A 23,618-nucleotide genomic window follows, 5' to 3' on the forward strand; every position below is an offset into this window, starting at 1 on the left:
CTCTTACGTCCAACATTAATTTGTTTGGACTAAACCGCTTGCAGCTTGTTTTTTCAACAAGTATTGTTATTACTTAAAACTCATTTTTTTATGCTGAATAAGAGCATCAAATTTTTAATAGAAAATAAATTAGTAGCTGTATTGCTATTAGCCTTGTTTGTGGCTTGGGGCGTGGTAAACGCACCTTTTGAATGGAACACGGGCTCACTTCCCCGAAACCCCGTTGCCGTTGATGCCATACCTGATATTGGTGAAAACCAACAAATCGTATTTACGAAATGGGATGGACGTTCCCCTCAGGATATCGAAGACCAAATAACCTATCCATTAACAACCTCGCTACTTGGAATTCCGGGAGTTAAGACGATTCGTAGTTCTTCAATGTTTGGGTTTTCAAGTATCTACATCATATTTGAAGAAGATATTGAGTTTTACTGGAGCCGAAGCCGAATTCTTGAAAAACTAAATTCATTGCCAGCTGGGTTACTTCCTGAAGGTGTTAATCCTGCTTTAGGACCAGATGCGACTGGTCTTGGGCAAATTTATTGGTACACGCTCGAAGGTCGTGACGAAAATGGAAATGTGACTGGCGGTTGGGATTTGCAAGAATTAAGAAGCATCCAAGATTTCTATGTGAAATATGCTTTGTCATCTGCAAGCGGCGTTTCAGAAGTGGCTTCCATCGGCGGATATGTATTAGAATATCAAGTAGATGTCAATCCCGAATTAATGCGGCAATACAACATAGGCTTAAATGAGGTTGTAAAAGCAGTAAAGCAAAGTAATAAGGATGTTGGTGCACAAACACTCGAAATCAACCAAGCTGAATACCTCATAAGAGGGCTGGGATATATAAAGAAGCTGTCCGACTTAGAAAATGCAGTAGTTACATCAAAGGATTTTACATCCATCCGTATAAAGGATATTGCAAAAGTTACACACGGTCCCGCCACACGAAGGGGCATATTGGACAAAGAAGGCGCCGAGGTTGTTGGTGGCGTTGTAGTGGCACGTTATGGTGCCAATCCTATGGAAGTCATCAACAATGTTAAAGAAAAAATAAACGAGCTAAGTTCTGGGCTTCCATCAAAAACATTAAGCGATGGGAGGACTTCGCAATTAACCATCGTACCCTTTTATGACAGAACAGAACTAATCCAAGAAACCTTGGGCACACTTGATGAAGCGCTCACCTTGGAAATTTTGATAACCATTTTTGTGATTATCATAATGGTCTTCAATTTAAGGGCTTCCGTATTGATTTCCGGATTATTGCCTGTTGCGGTTTTGATGGTCTTTATTTCTATGAAACTGTTCAATGTAGATGCAAATATTGTCGCTTTATCTGGTATTGCAATTGCTATTGGAACAATGGTCGATGTGGGCGTTATCCTTTCAGAAAATGTCTTGCGGCATATTGATGAAAATGAAGAAAAGCTACCTATGAATACGGTAGTCTATAATGCGACTGCCGAAGTTTCTGGTGCCATCTTAACTGCAGTAATGACTACCATTATAAGTTTCATTCCTGTATTTACTATGATCGGTGCCGAAGGGAAATTGTTTAGACCATTGGCATTTACAAAAACGGCAGCACTCACCGCATCTCTTATTGTTGCCCTATTTTTAATTCCACCATTTGCGGCCTATTTATTCAAAAAGAGAAATTTAAAAACTTCTTTTAGTTATATGCTAAATGGAGCATTGATTGTTTTTGGCGTTTTAGCTCTAATTTTTGGCTATCCCCTTGGGCTGATTTTAGTCGCTTTTGGTGTTGTTGGCTTCCTTTCACTAAAGGAAAAGATTACGTCAAAACGCGCCAACATCATCAATATATTTGTTTCGGCTTTTGCTATCATATTCCTATTGGCGGAATATTGGAGACCACTGGGAGTAGATAGAAGTATCCTTATAAACTTAATCTTCGTTGGTCTTATCTGTTTTGGTCTTTTGGGTGTATTTACACTTTTTAGAAATTATTATGTTCGAATTTTAAATTGGGCATTACGCAATAAGCTGTTATTTCTTTCGATACCAACTGCCATTGTAATTTTTGGAGTGATGATTATGCGTAATACTGGTAAAGAGTTTATGCCTTCACTCAATGAGGGTTCATTCCTGTTAATGCCCACTTCAATGCCACACGCAGGTGTGGAGGAAAATAAACGCGTCCTACAGCAATTAGATATGGCCGTTGCGAGCATTCCAGAAATTGAAACTGTTGTCGGTAAATCTGGGCGTACAGAATCAGCATTAGACCCTGCACCGTTATCGATGTATGAAAATATTATTCAATATAAATCTGAATATATTTTAAATGAACATCGCGAAAGACAACGCTTTAAGGTAAACGAAGACGGCTTATTTGTTTTAAAGGATGGTAGTTTAGTGACTAACCCTAATAGTGAAATTGAAGTAGAAGATGATGAGTATAAAGCCTCAAAGATTACGAATCCATTCTCTGTAACAAGGGCACAGCTCATTCCAGATGACGATGGAGAATACTTTAGAAATTGGAGACCTGAAATTGAATCACCAGACGATATTTGGAAAGAAATCGTCAAGGTTACCAAACTTCCAGGTGTTACGTCTGCACCCAAGCTACAGCCCATAGAAACACGCTTGGTAATGCTACAGACTGGTATGCGAGCACCTATGGGAATTAAGGTGAAAGGACAGGATTTAAAAGAAATTGAGGCGTTTGGGGTACAATTGGAAGATATCTTAAAACAGGCCGAAGGTGTAAAAGAAGAAGCGGTCTTTGCCGACCGTATTGTGGGGAAACCCTACCTACTTATTGATATTGACAGAGAACGACTTGCGCGCTATGGTGTAACCATAGAACAGGTACAGCAAGTTATCCAGGTCTCTGTAGGTGGTATGGTGCTCTCACAAACGGTAGAAGGAAGAGAACGCTACGGCATTCGTGTGCGCTATCCCAGAGAATTACGTGCAAATCCAAATGACTTAAAAGACATTTATGTTCCTGTAGAAAAAGGGAGTCCGGTTCCGTTAAGTGAGTTGGCTACTATAAGATACGAACAAGGGCCGCAGGTCATTAAAAGTGAGGATACTTTTTTAGTTGGCTATGTGCTTTTTGATAAGCTGGATGGCTATGCAGAGGTTGATGTAGTGGAAAATGCTCAAGCACTTATTCAACAAAAGATAGATAACGGTGAGCTAATTGTACCAAAAGGAATTAACTATCGCTTTACAGGTACATACGAAAACCAATTAAGAGCCGAAAAAACGCTAAGTGTGGTCGTGCCCTTGGCATTAGCTATCATATTCCTGATTCTATATTTCCAGTTTCGTTCAGTAAGTACATCGCTAATGGTATTTACTGGTATTGCCGTAGCCTTTGCGGGTGGGTTCTTAATGATTTGGGGTTATGGACAGGATTGGTTCCTGAATTTTAGCTTTTTTGGAGAAAACCTGCGAGACCTGTTCCAAATGCACACAATAAACTTAAGTGTAGCTGTATGGGTTGGTTTTATCGCCCTGTTTGGTATTGCAACAGATGATGGTGTGGTGATGGCCACCTATCTCACTCAAACATTTGATAAAAACAAACCAACAGATAAATCTGCGATTAGAGCATCTGTAGTCGAAGCAGGGGAGAAACGAATTCGTCCCTGTTTGATGACGACCGCCACTACCATACTCGCTTTACTGCCCGTATTAACATCAACAGGAAGAGGGAGTGATATAATGATTCCTATGGCTATCCCATCTTTTGGGGGGATGCTCATAGCACTTGTGACCCTATTTGTAGTACCGGTTTTGTTTAGCTGGACAAAAGAATTTCAATTGAAAAGAACTATTAGATGAGATATATAATTGTAATAGCACTTGTTTTTATTGCTTTCGCGAAAGCTGATGCACAACAACTGGCATCCTATATTCAGGAAGCCGAAAATAACAGTCCAGAAATTCAAGCATTTGAGCTGCGTTACAATATCGCCGAAGAAAAAGTAAACGAAGCCGATTGGTTACCTAACACGCTTGTTGGCGCGGGTTATTTTGTTAGTGAACCCGAAACCAGAACAGGTGCACAACGTGCACGCTTTTCGGTATCACAAATGCTACCTTGGTTTGGCACCGTTACCGCAAGAGAAAATTATGCGAGTTCAATGGCAGATGCTCAATATGTGGATATTGTCATTGCGAAACGAAGATTAGCACTATCAGTATCGCAATCCTATTACAAACTATATTCAATCAAGGCAAAACAACTTGTTTTGGATGAAAACATTCAGTTGTTGGAAACCTATGAGCGTTTGGCATTGACCTCTGTAGAAGTTGGAAATGCCTCGGCTGTTGATGTGCTGCGGTTACAGATTCGGCAAAACGAACTGGTGCAGCAAAAGGAAGTATTGGAACAAGATTACTTAGCAGAACAAACGGTATTTAATAATTTATTGAATCGCGACGAAACACTTGAAGTCCAAGTACCACAAGAGTTGACTATTCCTGATGAAGAACCATTGGTCTCTAATGAGAACCTCAAACTCAATCCAGAGCTTTTAAAATATGATAAGCTGTACGAATCTGTTGAGCAGTCAGAAGCATTAAACCAAAAAGAGAGTGCGCCAAACATAGGTTTTGGATTGGATTATGTTCCGGTTTCAGAGCGTCCCGATATGAATTTTTCCGATAACGGAAAGGATATCGTGATGCCAATGGTTTCAATCTCAATTCCAATTTTCAATAATAGGTACAAGTCAATTACCAAGCAAAATGAATTGAGACAGTTAGAGATTACATCACAAAAAGAAGATAGGTTAAATAGACTTGAAACGCTTCTTGCACAGGCTCAGTACAACCGAAACAGTATGAAAATAAAGTTTAATGTTCAGTCAAAAAATTTGCAACAGGCTAATGACGCAGAAGAAATATTGATTAAGAACTATGAAACAGGTACGATAGATTTCAATGACGTATTGGACGTTCAGGAACTTCAGTTGAAGTTTCAGATAAACCTAATTGAATCCATTAAAGGCTATTATACAGAGTATGCTATGGTTAATTATCTAAGTAGTTAAGAATTGAACGAAAAAAGATAAATAATTTAATCACAATGCATTATAGTAATATGAATTTAAAAACAGAGAACAATGATTAGAAAAATGATGATGATAATTGTGCTTCTTATTTCAACAAAGAGTATAGCACAATTTGTAGCTAACAAGACTGAAGAAAATATAGATAATTGGCCAGAACGAGTCTATGACCTTACCATTGACTACGAGACTGTAAATTTTACTGGCAAAGATGTCAAGGCTATGACCATTAATGGTGGTATCCCAGGACCTAATCTTGAGTTTAATGAAGGTGAGTTTGCCATTATTAATGTGACCAATAAAATGGATGAGGAAACATCTGTACATTGGCACGGTTTAATTCTTCCAAACTTTTACGACGGCGTGCCATATCTAACTACACCACCAATTAAACCGGGTGAAACCCAACAATACAAATTCGCACTGAAACAATCTGGTACGTACTGGTATCATTCACATACAGGTCTACAAGAGCAAAGAGGCGTTTATGGCTCAATTCAAATCAATCCTAAAAAAACTGATTTAGAATATGACAAAGACTTGGTACTCGTCCTCTCAGATTGGATGGATGAAAACCCCAAGACACAGCTTAGAAACTTAAAGCGTGGCAATGAGTGGTATCTTATAAAGAAAAACCAAGTACAAAGTTGGGACAAGGTTATTGCCAAGGGAGCTGTAGGTGCAAAATTAGAAATGATGTGGTACAGAATGCCCGATATGGCAATTTTAGATAATTATTATGATAAGTTTTTTATTAATGGAGGGGCAGAACAGAATTATCCCGATTTCAGTCCCGGCGAAAAGGTTAGAGTACGATTTATAAATGCCGCAGCTGCTTCTTACTTCTGGCTCACGTTCGGTGGTGAAGATCCAATGTTGGTTTCAGCAGATGGTCTGGATGTTGTCCCCGTAAAGAAAAACAAAACACTAATCGGTGTTGCAGAAACCTATGACTTTATTGTAACCATCCCAGAAAGCGGAAAATTGGAAATACTTGCTACCTCACAAGATGGTTCTGGTCAGGCATCAGCTTATTTAGGAACCGGCAAAATTTTGAATGCGCCTAAAGTTCCAAAACCAGACTTGATAAAGCAAATGCAAGAAATGATGTCAATGGATATGAAAATGGGCGCACCTGCAGCCAAGTTCAATCCTTCAAAGAACGATTCCATTGAAAAGATGAAAAAATATGCGATGAAGATGGATGGAATGCAAATGGACGGAATGAATATGAAAGACGATAATATGAAGATGGATGGGATGCAGAAAGACAAAGATTCCACGAAAATGAAGCACGACGAAATGGCTCACGAAGATATGAAAATGGAAAGTGACAACGGGCAAATGAACGGCGGAATGAAAATGGGCTATATCGTGCCGCAAGACAAGGTTATTGGCGACAATATGAAAACAGGAGGAAATCCAGAATTTAACTATAACTATTTAAAAGCACCGGGAAACACTGAGTTTGAAGATGGAAAACCTGTGCGTGAAATGCTTTTCAACCTAACGGGAAATATGAATCGCTACGTATGGTCTATCAACGGTGTTCCGCTTTCTGAAACCGATAAAATTAAAATCAACCAAGGCGAAGTGGTTCGTATAACCCTGAACAATATGACGATGATGCATCACCCTATGCACCTACACGGTCACTTTTTTAGGGTGCTTAATGAAAATGGCGAGCGTAGTCCGTTAAAGCATACTGTAAACGTTGCACCTATGCAGAAAGTGGTTATCGAATTTGATGCCGTTGAGTATGGCGATTGGTTTTTCCATTGCCACGTACTTTACCATATAAATAGTGGGATGGCAAGGGTCTTCAGCTATGATACACCACGGGATGAAAGATTAAAAGGCTATCCACTTACTAATTTGACCACAGAAGCAGACCATATGTGGACTTGGGGAGAAGTTACTGGCGCAAGCCATATGACAGAATTGTTTTATACAGCAACCAATATACGTAACCAGTTCATAGTAAGAGGAGAATATGGTTGGAATGAAAATTTAGAAGCAGAGTTTACATACGAGCGTTGGCTCAATAGTTACTTCAGGGTTTTTGGTGGTGTAAATGTTGAAAATGAAGGCGAAGATAGTCTTGATGAGATTTCCACTACGGGTGTAGTCGGTGTGAGGTATCTACTTCCATTACTTATAGATTCCGATTTGAGAATAGATAATAAACTAAGACCAACAATCTCTTTCGCCACAGCAACAATGATATTTAGAAATGTTGCACTGTACGGTGAGTACGAATACCAAATGGACTTTGGTTGGGTTACAGATTTTGAGGAAGGAACTGATTTTAAAGAAGAAACTACTTGGCAAGTAGGTTTAGAGTTCGTTTTGAGTCGTGATTTCTCTTTGATGGGGAGCTATGACAACCGATTTGGAGCAGGTGGAGGATTATCGCTAAGATTTTAAGAAATGGCACAATACAAGAAAAATAGTTTGAGTTTAACCGGAGCGGTATCGCTTGGTACTGGTGTAATGATAGGTGCAGGAATATTTGCCTTATTAGGACAGGTAGCTGAGTTATCAGGGCAATGGTTTCCGTATGCATTTCTTGTAGGCGCTATCATTTCAGGATTTAGTGCATATACGTATGTGAAACTTTCCAATGCATATCCATCTGCTGGCGGTATTGCTACCTATCTAAAAAAGATATATGGTAAGGGTGCGGTAACAGCTTCTGGAGCGTTACTAATGGCACTTTCAATGGTCATTAATGAAAGTTTGGTAGCACGTACTTTTGGTTCGTACACGCTTCAATTATTCGATATAAATGACAATAGTGTTTGGGTGCCTATCCTTGGGGTAGTGCTGTTAATCGTTGCGTTTTTAATCAATATTTCTGGAAACAATATCATTGGCAAATCTTCCTTTGTAATGGCTATTTTAAAAATTGGAGGTATTGCAATTTTTGCCATTGGTGGATTATGGGCGGCAGGATTTTCATTTTCTGAAGTTGTCCCTTCAGAAAGTTTGACAGAATACCCCATTACCAATTATTTAGGAGCCTTGGCCCTTTCAATCTTAGCTTATAAGGGCTTTACCACGATTACGAATAGTGGTGAGGAAATCACCAACCCCAATAAAAATGTAGGGCGTGCAATTATAATATCACTGGTTATCTGTACCGTGGTATATCTACTTGTTGCATTTGCTGTTTCTTCTAACCTTACTATTGAAGAAATAATCAAAGCTAAGGACTATTCATTGGCCGAGGCATCAAGGCCTGCTTTCGGAAAGTACGGATTGTGGTTCACGGTGGGTATCGCAATCATAGCTACTATCTCAGGTGTGGTAGCAAGCATTTTTGCAGTGTCAAGGATGACTACAATGCTAACTCAGATGAATCTAATTCCCCATAAACATTTTGGGTTACCTGGTAAGTTGCAAAAACATATGCTCATTTACACCGTGGTTTTGGCACTTACAATGACCATTCTTTTTGACCTTACAAGAATTGCCTCACTAGGTGCTATTTTCTATCTAATTATGGATATAGGAATTCATTGGGGCGTACTTAAAAATATGAGAAAAGAGATAAACGCCCGTGCCTCTATTCTATATACTGCTATATTATTGGATTGTATTGTTTTGGCCGCGTTCTTATTGATAAAGGCTTCTAGCGACCTACTGGTCGTAATTGTAGCTGCAATACTGATGGTGTTGATTTTTTTAGGCGAAAAATGGTTTCTAAAAAATAAAAGTGAAGAAAAAGAAAAATAGATAGACGATTTATAAATTTCAAAAAATAATAAAATGAAAACAACAGTAAAACTTTTAATGGTAATAGGAATATTAGGAACATTCGTTGGTTGCAAATCAACTTTCAATGCAAGTGAAACTATGCAGGTTGAAGAAAATAGAAATGCTGTTTATGAAGAAATCATTTCAAACCCTGTTCAGTTTGCTGCATTCATAAGTGAGGCTCGAAAAAATGAAGAAGCCAAAATGATATTGATGAAATCCCATATGGAACAAATGGAATCTGGCAATATGAAAGTGATGATGCAGAAAAACCCTGAGATGAAAGAAAAAATGCAATCGCATATGCAAAAGATGATGGATGAAAACCCAGAAATGAAGGTGAAGATGCAAGAGAAGATGCTTAACATTATGATGCAGAGCGAAAAAGGGAGAAAAATGCTTATGGAAAAAATTCACGGTAATGATGAAATGAAAAAAGAGATGAAAAAAAGAATGTCACAAATGATGGATGAGAACCCGAAATGATGAAAGAAATGATGCAAAAGATGATGGAAAAAAATCCAGAAATGATGCAGAAAATGAAAGAAAAGATGAAGAATAAAGGGCAGTAAATTTCCGAAATCTATTGGCAATGAGAACAGTTTATTTAACAATTAAAAAGATATAGTTATGATGATGTGGTGGTGGATACTAATACCGATTGTTTTGATTTTAGCCATATTCCTGTTTAGAGGAGGAAGTTTGCGAAACTCTGGAAGTAAGGAAAATTCTATGGATATACTAGACAACCGTTTTGCAAAGGGCGAAATATCAAAAGAGGAATACGAAGAACAAAAACGAACGATTAACTCTAAAAACTAAGAAGATGAACTATTATTTCAATAAAACCCTGAATGAGGACTTTGACAAAGTAATGGAAAAGGTTACTGAGGAACTGAAAAAAGAAGGTTTCGGAATACTAACAGAAATCAATGTAAATGAAACGCTAAAGAAGAAACTTGATGTTGATTTCAGAAGATATCAAATCTTAGGTGCTTGCAATCCACCATTTGCTCATAAGGCTCTAGAAGCAGAAGATAAAATAGGTACGATGTTGCCTTGCAATGTTATAGTTCAACAAAAAAATGAAACTACAGTAGAGGTAGCGGCAATTAATCCGCTAGCATCGATGCAGGCAGTTGAGAATGAAAAATTAAATGATGTTGCCAATGAAATTACAGAGAGGCTCAAAAATGTTGTCAACCGATTGAAATAAAATATAGTATGGAAAATAGCGAGGACAAAAAACAAAGATTGCATAGTCAGAATTATACTGAGAGCCGAAACACATCTTACAGTATTGTTAGACGCTACGGTTCCATAACTTTTGATGAGGCACTAACACAGTTAAGAGATGTTTTAAAGGACAAAGGATTTGACATCATCGGAGAAATGGATGTTACGGACTATCTGAAGGACTATGACATCGATATGTCTCACCTAATAATTATGATGGTTTGTCATAAAGAAACGACTGCCAACTTACTGTCCAACGATATCCAAATGACCTCACTCGTGCCTTGTAAAATTAGCATCAAAGTAATCGAAGATGCTTCTTTAATCGAGGTTTCTATCGAAGACGTTGAGACAACTTGGGGCATCTCTGACAAATCCGAAATAGAAGAAATAGCAAAAAGCTTAGGACAAGATTTAAAAGAAATCTTAGACCATTTAGGTCCAAAACATTTTAAACTATAGATTAATAATTTAATTCAAAAACAATGAAAACACTATTTAAAACTTCAATTCTAACCCTTGCACTCATTGCAATTGTAAGCTGCAAGGAAAAACAAACCGTAGAAATTAACACCCCAGAAGAGGTGAAGGCGGCCAAGAAAAAAACCGCAGATATCGCAGACCAAGGTTTTATTGACGGAATGACGGGAAAAGTATGGCATAATTATCTTGAAATCAAAATGGCACTTGTAAGAGACGATGCAGAAAAGGCAAGATCCATAAGTAAGGATATGGCTGCCTCTTTTGAAGAGGAAAGGACGGAGCTGAAAAACTTAGCACAAGATATGGCCAATACCGATGACATTGAAGCCCTGAGAAAATTGTTCGCACAATTTACCGAAAAGGCTGGGCCAATGTTTGAAGATGCACTATCTGAAGGAACCATATACAAAAAATTCTGCCCAATGGCATTTAACAATGAAGGTGCCTATTGGTATGCTGATGTTAAAGAAATAACCAATCCCTATTTCGGAGATAAAATGTTGAAATGTGGGTCGGTAAAGAAAACTATTAATAAATAACCCTTAAATAAACAAAGATGAAAATGATTAGACGAAAATTAATTATACCCATAATCGCATTAGCTTTAGTTAGTGTTACTGCTTGTAAAGACGGAAATAAAAATGAACCGGCAGCACCAATGAGCAACGAGATGCATCAGGAAGATACAAATCACGATGATAATGACGGTCATCACGATGGTGCAGGTATGAATACGGCAATGAATGGACACGGTAACGCACAAGCGATTCTTAATGACTATTTCAATTTAAAGAATGCCTTAGTGGCAGACGATAATGGCAAAGCCAAAGGTTTGGGAGCAGCCCTCGCAACATCCTTAGGAAATTTTGACGCTTCACATTATACCGATGCCCAGCAATCCGAATTAAAGGATATTGTTGAGGATGCAGTTGAACACGCAGAACACATTTCAGAAAGTGATATAGCACATCAGCGAGAGCACTTTAAAGTTTTAAGTAAAGATTTAATAGATATGGTTGCTATAACAGGAACAGAGATGAAACTATATGAGCAGTTTTGCCCTATGTATGATGGCGGTACGGCGTGGTTAAGTACTAAAGAGGAAGTGCGTAATCCCTACTACGGTAGCAAAATGTTAACCTGTGGCAAAGTGCAGCGAGAAATCAACTAAATGAAAATAGTAAAAATCATAGCGATTGTTTTATTGGTGGTGTTTGTAGGTATTCAATTTATACCATCATCTCGTAACCAAAGTGATTCTGTACCCGAAACTGATTTTATGTTGGTTAATGATGTTCCAGAGAACATTCAAAACAAGTTACAGGTATCCTGCTATGATTGTCACAGTAATAATACGCAATACCCGTGGTATAACAAAGTTCAGCCTGTTGCTTGGTTTTTGGAAGACCATATTAAAGAAGGCAAGGCCGAACTGAATTTCAACGAATGGGATTCACTATCAACCCGAAGAAAGACCAGTAAGCTAAGGTCTATCATTAAACAGATTGAAAATGGCGAAATGCCTTTAGATTCTTATACCTTCATTCATAGAGACGCAAAGTTTTCAGAAGCAGAGGCAGAAGAAATAATCAATTGGGTAACACAATTAAAAAATAGCTTATAAATAATTAAAAAATAAAAAGATGAAAAAGTTAAAAATGAGTATAGCCACTATGTTATTGTTGGCAGTTTCTTTTATCAATGCACAGGAAAAGGAAAAAATGAAGATGGACCATAAAATGGACCACGGTAAAATGATGGATATGAACAGTGATGCAAAAGCAGAAGCAATTTTAAATGATTACTTCAGTCTAAAGAATGCCTTGGTGGCAGACGATACCAAAAAGGCAGCCCAAGAAGGTACAAAATTGGTAGCTTCTCTTAAAGCCTTTGATACCAGTAGCTATACCAAAGAACAGCAAGAAGAATTGGCCGATATTATAGAAGATGCTACAGAACACGCAGAACATATTGCTGAAAGTGCTATTGACCATCAAAGAGAGCATTTTAAAACATTGAGCAAAGATATAACGGATATGGTGGCGATTACAGGAACAAAGAACACACTGTACCAACAATTTTGCCCTATGTACGATAAGGGTAGTGCTTGGTTAAGTACAAACAACGAGATAAGAAACCCATATTACGGCAGTAGAATGCTTAAATGCGGCAAAGTACAAAAGACTATTCAGTAGATAATCCCTTCCCTAAGCATTTTTTGTTGTTCTGGTTTATTAGTTAACAGAATACATAAAATGTCCGGAATATCTTGAGTAGTCATTAAGTCCTGTCGTGGGAAGGAAAAATAGATGATGGTTAGTGTTAGTTCCTTCCCAGGTCAGGCAAAAATTTAAGTCCTAATAAGAGAGAGGGTGCATACTGTTTGGTTGGTTAATGAAACCCTTTCTCTTAATTAGGCACAACAGATTTTATGAAATAGAAAAGTTGATTTGGTTAGTAGCAGCCTGCACAAGGGAGAGGGATTAAACCCTTAAAATAATAACATCTCTCTTCCTATGTCAGGCAATTTAAAACTTTTGAAAAAGAGAGGTTTAGTGAAGAGTACTTGGTTTTGGGAGGTGAACATTTGAAATGGTTGATTGGTTAATACCAGTTTGCCTCTCATTATCAAGTATAAATTTAGGGTTTCAGCTTCATTAAAGAAAACTGAAAAATAAATAGGTAATGAAAGATTGTTGCAATACAGGTAATAGCAAAGCACAGATCAAAAACCCGTTAAAAAAGTGGTTCAATTATATCGTGTACGCTATCATAGCCAGCATAGTTCTTGGGACTTTGGTACTGCAACTAATTGGGTACTAATTAAAAACCGTAAGAGATGAAAACAAAACATTTTTTTTCAGCCATTTTGGTCATTGCCTTCTTAGGTAGTTTGACCAAAACCTTTGCCTTAAATGAAGAACGATATAGCCTTGATGCAACTGAATTATCGGCCAGCATAGCATCAGCTGTACAATCAGATTCCGTAAAAGCAGATTTTGATGCGTTTCCCAACCTACACCCTATGGTCGTACATTTTCCCATTGTACTATTGCTGTTAGCGGTGGTTTTACAATTGATACAGTTGTTTACCTTGAACCGGACAATGGATTGGGTCATCCTCTTAATGGTAGGGTCTGGGTTTATTGGGGCGTATGTCGCTGGAACATTTGTGCACCCGCATACAGAAGGACTTACCGAAATGGCAAAAAGCGTACTGGAACAACACGATAAATATGCCGATTGGACACTATGGTCAAGTGCCCTTGCAGCAGTTCTGAAAATAGTAAGCCTGTTTTGGGTCAAACTAAAGCGTGGTTTTGAAATAGCAGTTTTTGTAGTTATGGCCTTTTCGGCATATTCAGTTTCCGAAGCAGGACATTATGGTTCACAGTTGGTATATATAGAAGGAGTCGGTCCACAAGGAAATTATATTGAAACCGAAAGTGAAGAAGGTCACGAGGAAAGTGATGGGCATTCACATTAAACAAAGATTATGAGAAAAGGATTTATCATAACGAGCAACATATTGGTTTTGGCGGTAACAGCCATAATCATTTTATATCCATTGTTATGGTGGCTCGCATTGGTATTACTTCCTTTTTTGATTTTAGGACTATTCGATTTTTTTCAAAAATCAGATAACATTAGGCGTACCTATCCATTATTTGGCAGAATTACCAATTTTCTGGAAAAACAACGCCACGTTGTCCAAGAAACCGTTTTGCTTAATAGGACGGAAGGAAAGCCCTTTAACTGGATACAAAAAGAAATAGTCTATAAACGTGCTGCGAACGCTAATAAAAGTCAACCTTTTGGCACACAAATACCTTACGATGAAGTTGGTCGTGAATGGTTTAAACATTCCATCTATCCGGCAAAAGAAGTCAACGATGATTTTAGAGTAATATTTGGAAGTTCCAAGTGCGACAAACCCTATTCTGCAAGTATTCTGAATCTTGCGGGAATGAGCTATGGCTCAATAAGCAAAAATGCGACCTTAGCCCTTAATGGTGGTGCCAAAATAGCTGGTTTTGCCCAGAATACGGGTGAAGGTGGCTTTACACCCTATCATCAACAATACGGTGCAGATATTATCTTTCAGTTTGGAACTGGATACTTTGGATGTCGTGATGCAGAAGGAAATTTTGATGCCAAAAAATTCGCCGACATCGCAACCAACGATGTAGTGAAAATGATTGAAATAAAAATTGCACAAGGAGCCAAACCTGGGTTTGGTGCCATACTACCTGCAAAGAAAAACACAAAGGAAATCGCAAAATTCAGGGATGTTGAAAAGGGAACCGAAATTCTTTCGCCACCGCACCATTCGGCATTTGGAAACGATGAAGAAATGATTTCGTTTGTTGAAAAATTGAGAAAACTTTCCAATGGCAAACCAATTGGTATTAAACTATGTATTGGGCAAAAAGATGAATTTGAAAGAATGGTTCAATCTTTCGCTGAAAAGCAAAATTATCCAGACTTCATTGCCATTGACGGTGCCGAAGGAGGCACGGGCGCTGCCCATATGGAATCACTTCATTGGGCGGGTATGCCAATAAATGAAGCAATCCATTTTGCACATTCTATTTTAACAAAATACAAACTGCGTGATGAAATAAAATTGATGGCGGCCGGAAAAATTATATCTGCTTTTGACATCTATCGGATGCTTGCCCTTGGCGCAGATGCCTGCTATAGTGCCAGAGGAATGATGTTTGCCTTGGGGTGTGTGCAGTCCTTAAAATGCAATTTAGATACTTGTCCTACCGGCATAACCACAATGGTACCGTCAAGGGTAGCGTCATTAGTTGTGGAAGACAAGAAGACCAAAGTAGCCAATTACCATAAAAACACAATGGAAGCCTTTAAAGAGTTGCTGGGCTCAATGGGACTTGAAAATAGAATTGGCATACATAGAAAATACATTGTTAGACGTATAAGCGAAACCGAAACAAAGACATATGAAGAAATTTTTATAAAACCCTCAAAAAAATGAGTGACGAAAAGGACATAGAAACCACGGCTGCCTTTTATGGGCAACTTTTCAATAGTTCAAAGTACGTACTATTGGTAGTACTTATTGCTACAGTTATCGGGCTGTATGTCTTGCCTAATATTAATGCTACTTACGCAGTGATTATACTATTGGCCATAACACTAATAAAGATAGGATTTATCATAGCCTTATCCTTTAATCAATTGATGAAAATTATCGGACAGAGCCATTTGCTGAGCCACGTTTTAGTGTTATTCGGATTTTTAATTGTTCTGATTGTATTTTCATTTGCCATAGATTATGCGGCATTACATTTTTTTGATTCTACTCATTTTCAGATAAATAATAGTTCGGGAAATAACGGGCTGTTGGCATTTTTTGATATGTCCTATTTCAGTCTAATTACTTTCTCATCTGTAGGCTACGGAGATATAGTCCCAAAAACGGTTACAGCTAAAGCCTTGGTGGCACTTGAGGTGGCCCTCAGATTTTTTGTCCTTGTATTTGGTATCGCAAACGTGAATAGAATTCGAGTAAATAAATAACCCTTAATAACTAAAATTATGAAAACTCTAAAATTAACAACAATCCTAATGCTACTTACGTTTGCCACAGGCCAAATATTTAGTCAAAACGTAGATTTAGGCACCGAGAAAGAAGCTGTGCTAAAAGTAATGAAAACCTATAAAGATGCCCTGCAAAACCTGACGACTGAAGGTACCTTTGAGTTGTTTACAAAGGACTCGGAAGTTTTTGAATCTGGTGGTGTTGAGGGTTCCTATGCCCACTACATCGAACATCACTTAGGACCAGAATTAGGTCATTTCAAGAAATTTGAATTTTCAGATTATGTGATTGATGCAGAAGTAGACTTGCCCTACGCCTTTACTACCGAAACCTATATCTACACTATCGTTCTCAACCCCGATGATAAAGGCAATACCCGAACCATAAAGAAAAAAGGGGTGGTAACTTCTATCCTTAAGAAGATAGATGGGAAATGGAAAATAATTAAAACGCACTCTTCGTCAAGAAATACAAAGTAAAATTTTAACTGTGAGCGAATTCTTAAAACAATGGGGCGAAGCAGCCTATACGACTACCGGATTCTTCTGGATGGCACTCTGGGCTTTCATTTTGGGCTACATTATCAGTAGTATGATACAAATTTTTGTGACTGAAAAAAGGATGCAAAAAACAATGAACGAGAGTGAAGGTAAAAGTGTACTCTTAGGCACGTTTTTCGGTTTTATAAGCAGCTCGTGTAGTTTTTCGGCTTTAGCTAGTACAAAGTCCATCTTTAAAAAAGGTGCAAGCTTTGTGTCTTCCATTGCTTTTCTACTCGCATCGACCAATCTGGTTATTGAACTGGGTATTATCATTTCCATATTTTTGGGATGGCAGTTTGTAGTTGGCGAATACATAGGTGGAATTCTCTTAATTCTTATTTCGTGGATTTTAATACGAATAATCAATCCTAAAAAACTTATTGAAAAGGCGCGCAAGAATTTAGAGAACGAAGATGACGATGCGATGGATGATTCCAAGGAATGGAAAAAGCAGATACAAAAAGAAGATAGTTGGGCAAGGGTTGCCAAGAAATACAAGATGGAATGGCAGATGGTATGGAAAGACGTTACGGTTGGTTTTACCATTGCAGGAATCGTAGCAGCCTTTGTTCCCGATTCTTTCTTCCAAACACTATTTATCAATAGTGGTCAGGGTAATACAGACTTTACCTTTCTTGAAATATTGGAACATATCATTGTAGGACCTATTGCTGCATTTTTGACATTCATTGGGTCAATGGGTAATATTCCGTTGGCGGCATTGCTTTTTGGCAAAGGTGTAAGTTTTGCAGGCGTTATGGCTTTCATTTTTAGTGATTTGGTGGTCTTCCCTGTGCTACGCATCAACGCCAAGTATTATGGATGGAAAATGTCACTGTTCATTTTATTCTTACTGTTTACGGCATTAATCGGAACAGCTTTGGCTCTACATTACTCTTTTGACTTGTTGGGTATGTTGCCAGACCCATCACAAGTCAAAATACAGGACAAAGAGCATTTCAAAATAGATTATACTTTCTACTTGAATATGGCCTTCCTTGCAATTTCAGGGTATCTGATTTATTTGGGATTTTTCAAAAGAAAGGATGTAGAACACTCAATGAGCGAAATGGCACCGAAAAGTCCATTACTTGAAAGCATTTTAAAATATGCTGCCTATATCTGTTATATATGGTTGGCTGGTGGACTGATTGTAAAATTTTTCGTGAATTAAATTATAGATAAAGAGTAAAACAAAAACAATAATGGTCAACAGAAAAACAGCGAGATGGATTAGAAAGGCGCACCGCTACTTGGGTATCTTTTTAGGTATTCAGTTCTTGATGTGGACGATTAGCGGGATGTATTTCAGCTGGACGGACATTGACGAGATACACGGCGACCAATTTAAGAAAGAAGCACCTGTACAGACCTCATTTAATGATTTGCTCGGCACATCCCAACTCGCTACTAAAGAACCCGTCCAATCTTTGGAACTACTGGAAATAGCAAATGAACCTTACTATTGGATTAATGAAGCACAGCTTTATAATGCGAAAACGGGACAAGGGAAAAATGGAATTACTAAAGAAGAGGCGCAACAAGTTGCAAATAGGTATATGTTGAACGATTTGGAAATAGCAAAAATTCAATTAGTCCATTCTGTAGGAGCACATCACGAATATCGCGGTCGCCCACTTCCAGTCTATGAAATTTCTTATGAGACACCACAAAACTTAAAAGCCTATGTGGCGGTTGAGAATGGCGCTTTTCAAACGGTGAGACATAGGGACTGGCGCTGGTTTGATTTTCTTTGGATGACCCATACAATGGATTATCAGGGAAGGGATAATTTCAACACGTTGCTATTAAGGGCATTTTCACTTTTGGGATTGATAACAGTCTTAAGTGGTTTTGTACTATGTTACATCAGTTCCCCATCAATCAGAAAATTAAAGAAGAAGCTTAAATAGATAATAACTTAAAAACCAAAAACAATGGATTCAAAAGAAAACACACACGACGGAATGAAGAAAAATACTTACGGAAAGTTTATGGCTATGCTTGGGCTTTCATTTATAGCAATGTACATCACAATGTACCTAAATACCTACGAATGGGACCACGTTTGGTTTAGCCTTACAAGATTTTATATGGTTTGCCTCGGTATAGCTGCAATGGCAGTAATTATGTTGTCATTAATGCTAAATATGTATAAGAACAAGAAAAAGAACATAGCTATTTATTTGGGGAGTTTAATACTTTTTGTGAGTGCATTGGGTCTGGTACGCGAACAAAAATCAACTGTAGGTGACGTTCTCTGGATGAAAGCAATGATTCCACACCACTCTATTGCAATCTTAACAAGTAAAAGAGCCGACATAAAAGACCCAGAAGCCAAAAAACTTGCTGAGGAAATCATAGAAGCACAGTTGCGTGAGATAGCACAAATGAAAAAGATTATTTACAGATTGGAAAACAAAAAAGAGGAATAGTACTTGCGCTATTTCTTTTAAAACTAATATTATGAAAAAGAATTTAATATTTATTGGCCTTGCCTTAGTAGTAGGGCTATTGGGAGGATGGCTCATATTTGGAGGGTCTGGAAATGATGAACAGGCGATAAAGGACTTGTCCGATATGTCAGATTCGCACGATCATTCAGGTGAAAGTGCTGAGCAGATGTGGACTTGCTCAATGCACCCACAAATTATGCAACCCGAACCTGGCGATTGCCCAATCTGCGGAATGGACCTCATTCCAGCTGAGGCTGGAGCAGACGGTCTGTCTGCGGATGAGATTAAGATGACCGAAAATGCAATGGCACTGGCTAACATACAAACGTCGGTCGTAGGACAAGGTCAGATGGATAGTGGCACATTAAAACTATCTGGAAAGATAAAGCCCAATGAAGAATCCAACGCTGTGCAGGTCACCTATTTTGGTGGAAGAATTGAAAACCTCTATGTTAATACTACAGGAGAACGTGTAGGTGCCGGACAGCGTTTGGCAACTATTTATTCACCTGAATTAGTTTCTGCCCAACAAGAATTACTCACGGCTGCATCGTTGAAGGAATCACAGCCAGCACTCTATAAAGCTGTGAGGAATAAACTAAAGCTTTGGAAACTTTCTGAAAAGCAAATTAATGCTATAGAGACCGCTGGAAAAGTACAAGAAAATTTCCCTGTTTATGCAACCGTTTCTGGGACAGTAACGCATAAAATGGTAGAAGAAGGTGACTATGTAAAACAAGGACAACCCTTGTATAAAATTGCCAACCTCAATACGGTCTGGGCAGAATTTGATGCCTATGAGAATCAGATTGCTTCCTTGAAAGTTGGTCAAACCATTAAAGTGACTACCAATGCGTATCGCAATGAAGTATTTGATGCAAAAGTTTCATTTATTGACCCTTTATTAAATTCTTCTACACGAACCGTCGTAGTTAGAGCGGTGCTAAATAATAAAAATGATTTGTTCAAACCAGGAATGTTCGTCGAGGGTAAAATTGAAGGTGCTCAAGAAAGCACTTTAAGGAAAATAACAGTTCCTGCTACAGCTGTGATGTGGACTGGTGAACGTTCTGTAGTTTATGTTAAAACTAATCCTAACGAAGCTATTTTTGAAATGAGAGAAGTCTTACTCGGTAATGCCAATGGAGACACCTATACCATAATTGAAGGTCTTCAAAATGGTGATGAAGTGGTAACTAATGGCACGTTTACAGTAGATGCTGCTGCACAATTACAAGGCAAAAAATCTATGATGAACACTGCTGGTGGCAAAACAATGACCGGTCACGAAGGGCATTTAGGTATGCAAGGAAACAATTCTGGAGATAGTAAGGAGAATGCTGACCATTCAGAAATGAAAGAAAGGATAGCTGTTTCAAACAAATTTCAAGGCCAGTTAAAACAGGTGTTTGAGGATTATATTCTTTTGAAAGATGCTCTGGTTAATGATGATGCCAAAAATGCACAGCAAGCAGGAAAACAAATAATACAATCCCTGAAAAATGTAGATATGAAGTTGTTGTCCGATGAAAAAGCACATAACCATTGGATGACAATTCAAAAGGAATTAAATACTTCGGCAAATGCTATTTCAAGTAATACGGATATTTCAAAACAAAGAGGGCATTTTAAGCATTTGTCTGCGCATATGATAAGTAGTGTACAGCTCTTTGGGGTCAATGAAAATGTTTATATCCAGTTTTGTCCAATGGCAGACAATAATAAGGGAGCGTACTGGATAAGTTTAGAGGAAGAAGTCCGTAACCCATATTATGGCGAAGCAATGTTAACCTGTGGTGAGGTTAGAGATACGTTAAAATAATCAGGGTTAGAGTTAATTGGTAAAAGCGGATTCTTCAGCCTTTAATATTTTAAAGAGGAGAAAGATGATGAGTGAAAGTAGAAGAAATAGAAGAAAAAACAAGAAAAATACATATAAACAGAAAAATCCGATTACAAAAAAAGATAAGGTTATCGGAATTTCAGCGATGATAGGATTATTTATTGCTGCTGTAATACTAATCATATATCTAAATTTAGATTTTATTAGGCATTTTTTCAACCTATGAATAATACCATCCACATAAAAAATATGGTCTGTCCGAGATGTATATCCGCAGTTTCCCAAATTTTGGTAGGATTGAACATTGATTACAAAGCTGTCAAGTTAGGAGAAGTAGAATTGGTTTCGATGCTCAATGAATTCGAAAAAAAATCTTTGCAAAAAAAGCTACAAAATGCAGGATTTAGTTTGATTGACGACCGTAAAAGTCAGCTTATCGAGCAAATGAAGAATTTGGTAATTGAGAAGATACATTATTCTAATGAAAAGACCGAATTAAAATGGGCAGATATTGTTACTGGCGAACTTAACTTGGATTATAAATATTTAAGTTCCCTATTCTCGTCTGTCGAAAGCATCACGTTTGAGCAATACATCATCAACCAAAAAATTGAACGTGTAAAACAACTTATTGTCTATGATGAATTAACCTTGAGTGAGATAGCTTTTCAATTACATTATAGTAGCGTTGCGTACTTAAGCAATCAATTCAAAAAAGTAACGGGAATGACACCTACGCAGTTTAAGAAATCTGTGGACAAAAACCGAAAATCATTGGATGAGATTTAAGGTTTTTTACCACTTTTAATGGAACATTTTAAATCAATAGATAACCCGTTGTGCTAGTCAAAATTAAAAAATAGATTTGATAAAAGACCGTGCATTTTATTGATATTCAGTATATTAATAGTGTCAAATCTTTAATTCTGATATCATGCACGATCTGCCTGCAATGTACAAAAAACACCTTTCCTACCTTATTGACGTCTTTGACGGTGTTACCGTTGACGGAAACTTCAAAAAGCGACCGATCAACACGAAAATGAATGACCTGGAGGTCATGGCTCTTGCCATCACTGGCGAGGCTGCCTCGATTCCCAGCGAGAACCTATTGTTTGCCGAGATAAGGAAACACTTTCGCCAGGATTTTCCAATGCTGATCGACCGCACCAGATTCAACCGCCGCAGGCGCTCCCTCGAGCCACGCCTCAGGGAGTCCGCGGGACTTCTGGGCGATCGTATGGATGACGGCGAGTCCGCGCTACTGGTGGACTCGATGCCATGTCCCATCATCCACAACGCCAGGGAGCAGCGCATGAAGGTCTGCATGGAAGACCCGGGCACGGCTCCCAGAAAGGGCTACTCGGCAGTCGACCGCCGCTATTATATCGGTTACAAGCTCCACCTGCTCATGAGCACGCAGGGCATCTTCCACGACATGGCGGTAACCCCTGCAAACGTACACGACATAAGGTTCTTGAAAGAGAGGCAGTACGACGGTAGCGAGGACAGGGAGATCATCGGCGATCGTGGCTACATATCCAGGGAGCTCCAGGCCGATCTGTTCACCAGCTACGGTATAGAACTGGTCACCCCACCCAGAAGGAACCAGTTGGTCAAAAGGGCATTTTCGCCGGAGAGGAGAAGGAACCGAAAGTTCATAGAGACAAGGTTTTCACAGTTGTGCTCTCAGTTCTCCATCAAGATCAACCTTGCAAAGAGCTTCAAGGGTTTCCTGACAAGGATCTCAAGCAAACTGGCCGCAGTTGCCATGCTGCAGATGTTCAACAGGGAAAACAACAGACCAATCAATAGAATCAGGCATGCGTGGAACTACTAGCACAACGAGTTAGATAATATAATGATTTACCAATAAATTGAATTAAGATATCAAAATGAAATTTGACAGAAAGAAACATTGGGAAACAGTTTACGAAACTAAAAATCCAGACCAGGTAAGTTGGACCCAAGAAATACCAAAAACTTCACTGGAGTTTATACGTTCGTTCAAACTAAATAAAGATGCAAGAATTATAGACATTGGTGGTGGCGACAGTAAACTGGTCGACTATTTACTTGAAGAAGAATATAAGAACATTACTGTACTTGATATTTCAGAAAAAGCAATTGCGAAAGCTAAAAAAAGACTGGGAGAAAAGGCGAGTAAAGTAAATTGGATTGTAAGCGACATTATCGAATTTGAACCTGACACATCTTTCGATGTTTGGCACGACAGGGCAACTTTTCATTTTCTTACAACTGATGACCAGATTAAAAAATATATTAAGATAGCGTCAAAATTTGTACGTGGTTATTTAATAATAGGAACCTTTTCACAAAATGGACCAAAAAAATGTAGCGGACTTGAAATAAAACAATACAATGAAGAGGAATTAACATCGGAATTAAAAAAAGGATTTGACAAAATTCGCTGTGTAACAGAGGGCCACACAACACCATTTAATACCATACAGAATTTTCTGTTTTGTAGTTTTAAAAGACAATTAACTGTAAAGCCAGCAATACCTTCACCCACAAGCTAAAAGAACAGATGCGCATTTTGGCAGTTTAAGTTTTTACAAAAACACAAATCAAAACAAAAGAAACATAATGACTAAAATTTATCTATCATTTCACATTTGTATTTTAGCATTTGCTTAAATAAGA

General features: G+C 38.2%; 23 protein-coding genes. All 23 read left to right on the forward strand.

Going from position 1 to position 23,618, the window contains the following annotated elements:
- Positions 1-90 precede the first annotated feature (90 nt).
- The 23 genes from BST97_RS13560 (at position 91) to BST97_RS13675 (ending at position 23,494) form a co-directional block, all read left to right on the forward strand.
- Positions 91-3,831: an efflux RND transporter permease subunit gene (locus BST97_RS13560; protein WP_085767741.1), complete on the forward strand. Its 3,741-nt coding sequence runs from the start codon at positions 91-93 to the stop codon at positions 3,829-3,831.
- A complete protein-coding gene (locus tag BST97_RS13565; RefSeq protein WP_085767742.1) occupies positions 3,828-5,045 on the forward strand; it encodes a TolC family protein in 1,218 nt (405 codons plus the stop codon). Before BST97_RS13560 ends, BST97_RS13565 begins: the two co-directional genes overlap by 4 nt.
- Before the next feature lie 72 nt (positions 5,046-5,117).
- Positions 5,118-7,490, forward strand: a complete 2,373-nt coding sequence (locus BST97_RS13570) for a multicopper oxidase domain-containing protein (protein ID WP_085767743.1) — start codon at positions 5,118-5,120, stop codon at positions 7,488-7,490.
- Positions 7,491-7,493: 3 nt separating this feature from the next.
- Positions 7,494-8,801 carry an APC family permease gene (locus BST97_RS13575; protein ID WP_085767744.1) on the forward strand — a complete coding sequence of 436 codons (1,308 nt, stop codon included), beginning with the start codon at positions 7,494-7,496 and terminating at the stop codon, positions 8,799-8,801.
- 33 nt (positions 8,802-8,834) lie between these two features.
- The gene (locus tag BST97_RS13580) at positions 8,835-9,308 is read left to right on the forward strand and encodes a hypothetical protein (protein WP_245833585.1); all 474 of its coding nucleotides are present in this window, start codon (positions 8,835-8,837) and stop codon (positions 9,306-9,308) included.
- A gap of 246 nt (positions 9,309-9,554) precedes the next feature.
- Entirely contained in the window at positions 9,555-9,644 is a 90-nt protein-coding gene (locus BST97_RS16180) for an SHOCT domain-containing protein (protein ID WP_245833701.1), read from the forward strand.
- A 4-nt stretch (positions 9,645-9,648) separates the two neighbouring features.
- Positions 9,649-10,038, forward strand: coding sequence for a DUF302 domain-containing protein (locus BST97_RS13590; protein ID WP_085767746.1), 390 nt, complete (start codon positions 9,649-9,651; stop codon positions 10,036-10,038).
- A gap of 8 nt (positions 10,039-10,046) precedes the next feature.
- A complete protein-coding gene (locus tag BST97_RS13595; RefSeq protein ID WP_085767747.1) occupies positions 10,047-10,520 on the forward strand; it encodes a DUF302 domain-containing protein in 474 nt (157 codons plus the stop codon).
- Between the two features lie 23 nt (positions 10,521-10,543).
- Positions 10,544-11,080 carry a DUF3347 domain-containing protein gene (locus BST97_RS13600; RefSeq protein ID WP_085767748.1) on the forward strand — a complete coding sequence of 179 codons (537 nt, stop codon included), beginning with the start codon at positions 10,544-10,546 and terminating at the stop codon, positions 11,078-11,080.
- A gap of 17 nt (positions 11,081-11,097) precedes the next feature.
- Positions 11,098-11,712 carry a DUF3347 domain-containing protein gene (locus tag BST97_RS13605; protein ID WP_085767749.1) on the forward strand — a complete coding sequence of 205 codons (615 nt, stop codon included), beginning with the start codon at positions 11,098-11,100 and terminating at the stop codon, positions 11,710-11,712.
- A complete protein-coding gene (locus BST97_RS13610) occupies positions 11,713-12,165 on the forward strand; it encodes a heme-binding domain-containing protein (protein WP_085767750.1) in 453 nt (150 codons plus the stop codon).
- Positions 12,166-12,184: 19 nt separating this feature from the next.
- Positions 12,185-12,736 carry a DUF3347 domain-containing protein gene (locus BST97_RS13615; protein WP_085767751.1) on the forward strand — a complete coding sequence of 184 codons (552 nt, stop codon included), beginning with the start codon at positions 12,185-12,187 and terminating at the stop codon, positions 12,734-12,736.
- 644 nt (positions 12,737-13,380) lie between these two features.
- The gene (locus tag BST97_RS13620) at positions 13,381-14,028 is read left to right on the forward strand and encodes a DUF2231 domain-containing protein (protein WP_085767752.1); all 648 of its coding nucleotides are present in this window, start codon (positions 13,381-13,383) and stop codon (positions 14,026-14,028) included.
- Between the two features lie 9 nt (positions 14,029-14,037).
- The gene (locus BST97_RS13625; protein ID WP_085767753.1) at positions 14,038-15,543 is read left to right on the forward strand and encodes an FMN-binding glutamate synthase family protein; all 1,506 of its coding nucleotides are present in this window, start codon (positions 14,038-14,040) and stop codon (positions 15,541-15,543) included.
- Positions 15,540-16,088, forward strand: a complete 549-nt coding sequence (locus BST97_RS13630) for an ion channel (protein ID WP_085767754.1) — start codon at positions 15,540-15,542, stop codon at positions 16,086-16,088. Before BST97_RS13625 ends, BST97_RS13630 begins: the two co-directional genes overlap by 4 nt.
- A gap of 18 nt (positions 16,089-16,106) precedes the next feature.
- Entirely contained in the window at positions 16,107-16,589 is a 483-nt protein-coding gene (locus tag BST97_RS13635; RefSeq protein ID WP_085767755.1) for a YybH family protein, read from the forward strand.
- 10 nt (positions 16,590-16,599) lie between these two features.
- Positions 16,600-17,826, forward strand: coding sequence for a permease (locus BST97_RS13640; protein WP_085767756.1), 1,227 nt, complete (start codon positions 16,600-16,602; stop codon positions 17,824-17,826).
- Positions 17,827-17,857: 31 nt separating this feature from the next.
- The gene (locus BST97_RS13645; protein ID WP_085767757.1) at positions 17,858-18,565 is read left to right on the forward strand and encodes a PepSY domain-containing protein; all 708 of its coding nucleotides are present in this window, start codon (positions 17,858-17,860) and stop codon (positions 18,563-18,565) included.
- 24 nt (positions 18,566-18,589) lie between these two features.
- Entirely contained in the window at positions 18,590-19,087 is a 498-nt protein-coding gene (locus BST97_RS13650) for a DUF305 domain-containing protein (RefSeq protein WP_085767758.1), read from the forward strand.
- Positions 19,088-19,118: 31 nt separating this feature from the next.
- Complete coding sequence (locus BST97_RS13655; protein WP_085767759.1) at positions 19,119-20,930, forward strand: efflux RND transporter periplasmic adaptor subunit; 1,812 nt, start codon at positions 19,119-19,121, stop codon at positions 20,928-20,930.
- Positions 20,931-21,173: 243 nt separating this feature from the next.
- A complete protein-coding gene (locus BST97_RS13665) occupies positions 21,174-21,740 on the forward strand; it encodes a helix-turn-helix domain-containing protein (protein ID WP_085767760.1) in 567 nt (188 codons plus the stop codon).
- A 145-nt stretch (positions 21,741-21,885) separates the two neighbouring features.
- Positions 21,886-22,791 (forward strand): IS982 family transposase, encoded by a 906-nt coding sequence (locus tag BST97_RS13670; RefSeq protein WP_085765693.1) that lies wholly within the window; start codon positions 21,886-21,888, stop codon positions 22,789-22,791.
- A 55-nt stretch (positions 22,792-22,846) separates the two neighbouring features.
- On the forward strand, positions 22,847-23,494 hold the full coding sequence (locus BST97_RS13675) for a class I SAM-dependent methyltransferase (protein ID WP_085767761.1): 648 nt from the start codon (positions 22,847-22,849) through the stop codon (positions 23,492-23,494).
- Positions 23,495-23,618 lie beyond the last annotated feature (124 nt).

The sequence above is a fragment of the Nonlabens spongiae genome (assembly GCF_002117125.1).
Taxonomy (GTDB): Bacteria; Bacteroidota; Bacteroidia; order Flavobacteriales; family Flavobacteriaceae; genus Nonlabens; species Nonlabens spongiae.

Bases quoted from the DNA above. Each gene is read 5' to 3' on its own strand.
- BST97_RS13560 (WP_085767741.1), top strand. From the start codon at position 91: ATGCTGAATAAGAGCATCAAATTTTTAATAGAAAATAAATTAGTAGCT.
- BST97_RS13565 (WP_085767742.1), top strand. From the start codon at position 3,828: ATGAGATATATAATTGTAATAGCACTTGTTTTTATTGCTTTCGCGAAA.
- BST97_RS13570 (WP_085767743.1), top strand. From the start codon at position 5,118: ATGATTAGAAAAATGATGATGATAATTGTGCTTCTTATTTCAACAAAG.
- BST97_RS13575 (WP_085767744.1), top strand. From the start codon at position 7,494: ATGGCACAATACAAGAAAAATAGTTTGAGTTTAACCGGAGCGGTATCG.
- BST97_RS13580 (WP_245833585.1), top strand. From the start codon at position 8,835: ATGAAAACAACAGTAAAACTTTTAATGGTAATAGGAATATTAGGAACA.
- BST97_RS16180 (WP_245833701.1), top strand. From the start codon at position 9,555: ATGGATATACTAGACAACCGTTTTGCAAAGGGCGAAATATCAAAAGAG.
- BST97_RS13590 (WP_085767746.1), top strand. From the start codon at position 9,649: ATGAACTATTATTTCAATAAAACCCTGAATGAGGACTTTGACAAAGTA.
- BST97_RS13595 (WP_085767747.1), top strand. From the start codon at position 10,047: ATGGAAAATAGCGAGGACAAAAAACAAAGATTGCATAGTCAGAATTAT.
- BST97_RS13600 (WP_085767748.1), top strand. From the start codon at position 10,544: ATGAAAACACTATTTAAAACTTCAATTCTAACCCTTGCACTCATTGCA.
- BST97_RS13605 (WP_085767749.1), top strand. From the start codon at position 11,098: ATGAAAATGATTAGACGAAAATTAATTATACCCATAATCGCATTAGCT.
- BST97_RS13610 (WP_085767750.1), top strand. From the start codon at position 11,713: ATGAAAATAGTAAAAATCATAGCGATTGTTTTATTGGTGGTGTTTGTA.
- BST97_RS13615 (WP_085767751.1), top strand. From the start codon at position 12,185: ATGAAAAAGTTAAAAATGAGTATAGCCACTATGTTATTGTTGGCAGTT.
- BST97_RS13620 (WP_085767752.1), top strand. From the start codon at position 13,381: ATGAAAACAAAACATTTTTTTTCAGCCATTTTGGTCATTGCCTTCTTA.
- BST97_RS13625 (WP_085767753.1), top strand. From the start codon at position 14,038: ATGAGAAAAGGATTTATCATAACGAGCAACATATTGGTTTTGGCGGTA.
- BST97_RS13630 (WP_085767754.1), top strand. From the start codon at position 15,540: ATGAGTGACGAAAAGGACATAGAAACCACGGCTGCCTTTTATGGGCAA.
- BST97_RS13635 (WP_085767755.1), top strand. From the start codon at position 16,107: ATGAAAACTCTAAAATTAACAACAATCCTAATGCTACTTACGTTTGCC.
- BST97_RS13645 (WP_085767757.1), top strand. From the start codon at position 17,858: ATGGTCAACAGAAAAACAGCGAGATGGATTAGAAAGGCGCACCGCTAC.
- BST97_RS13650 (WP_085767758.1), top strand. From the start codon at position 18,590: ATGGATTCAAAAGAAAACACACACGACGGAATGAAGAAAAATACTTAC.
- BST97_RS13655 (WP_085767759.1), top strand. From the start codon at position 19,119: ATGAAAAAGAATTTAATATTTATTGGCCTTGCCTTAGTAGTAGGGCTA.
- BST97_RS13665 (WP_085767760.1), top strand. From the start codon at position 21,174: ATGAATAATACCATCCACATAAAAAATATGGTCTGTCCGAGATGTATA.
- BST97_RS13670 (WP_085765693.1), top strand. From the start codon at position 21,886: ATGCACGATCTGCCTGCAATGTACAAAAAACACCTTTCCTACCTTATT.
- BST97_RS13675 (WP_085767761.1), top strand. From the start codon at position 22,847: ATGAAATTTGACAGAAAGAAACATTGGGAAACAGTTTACGAAACTAAA.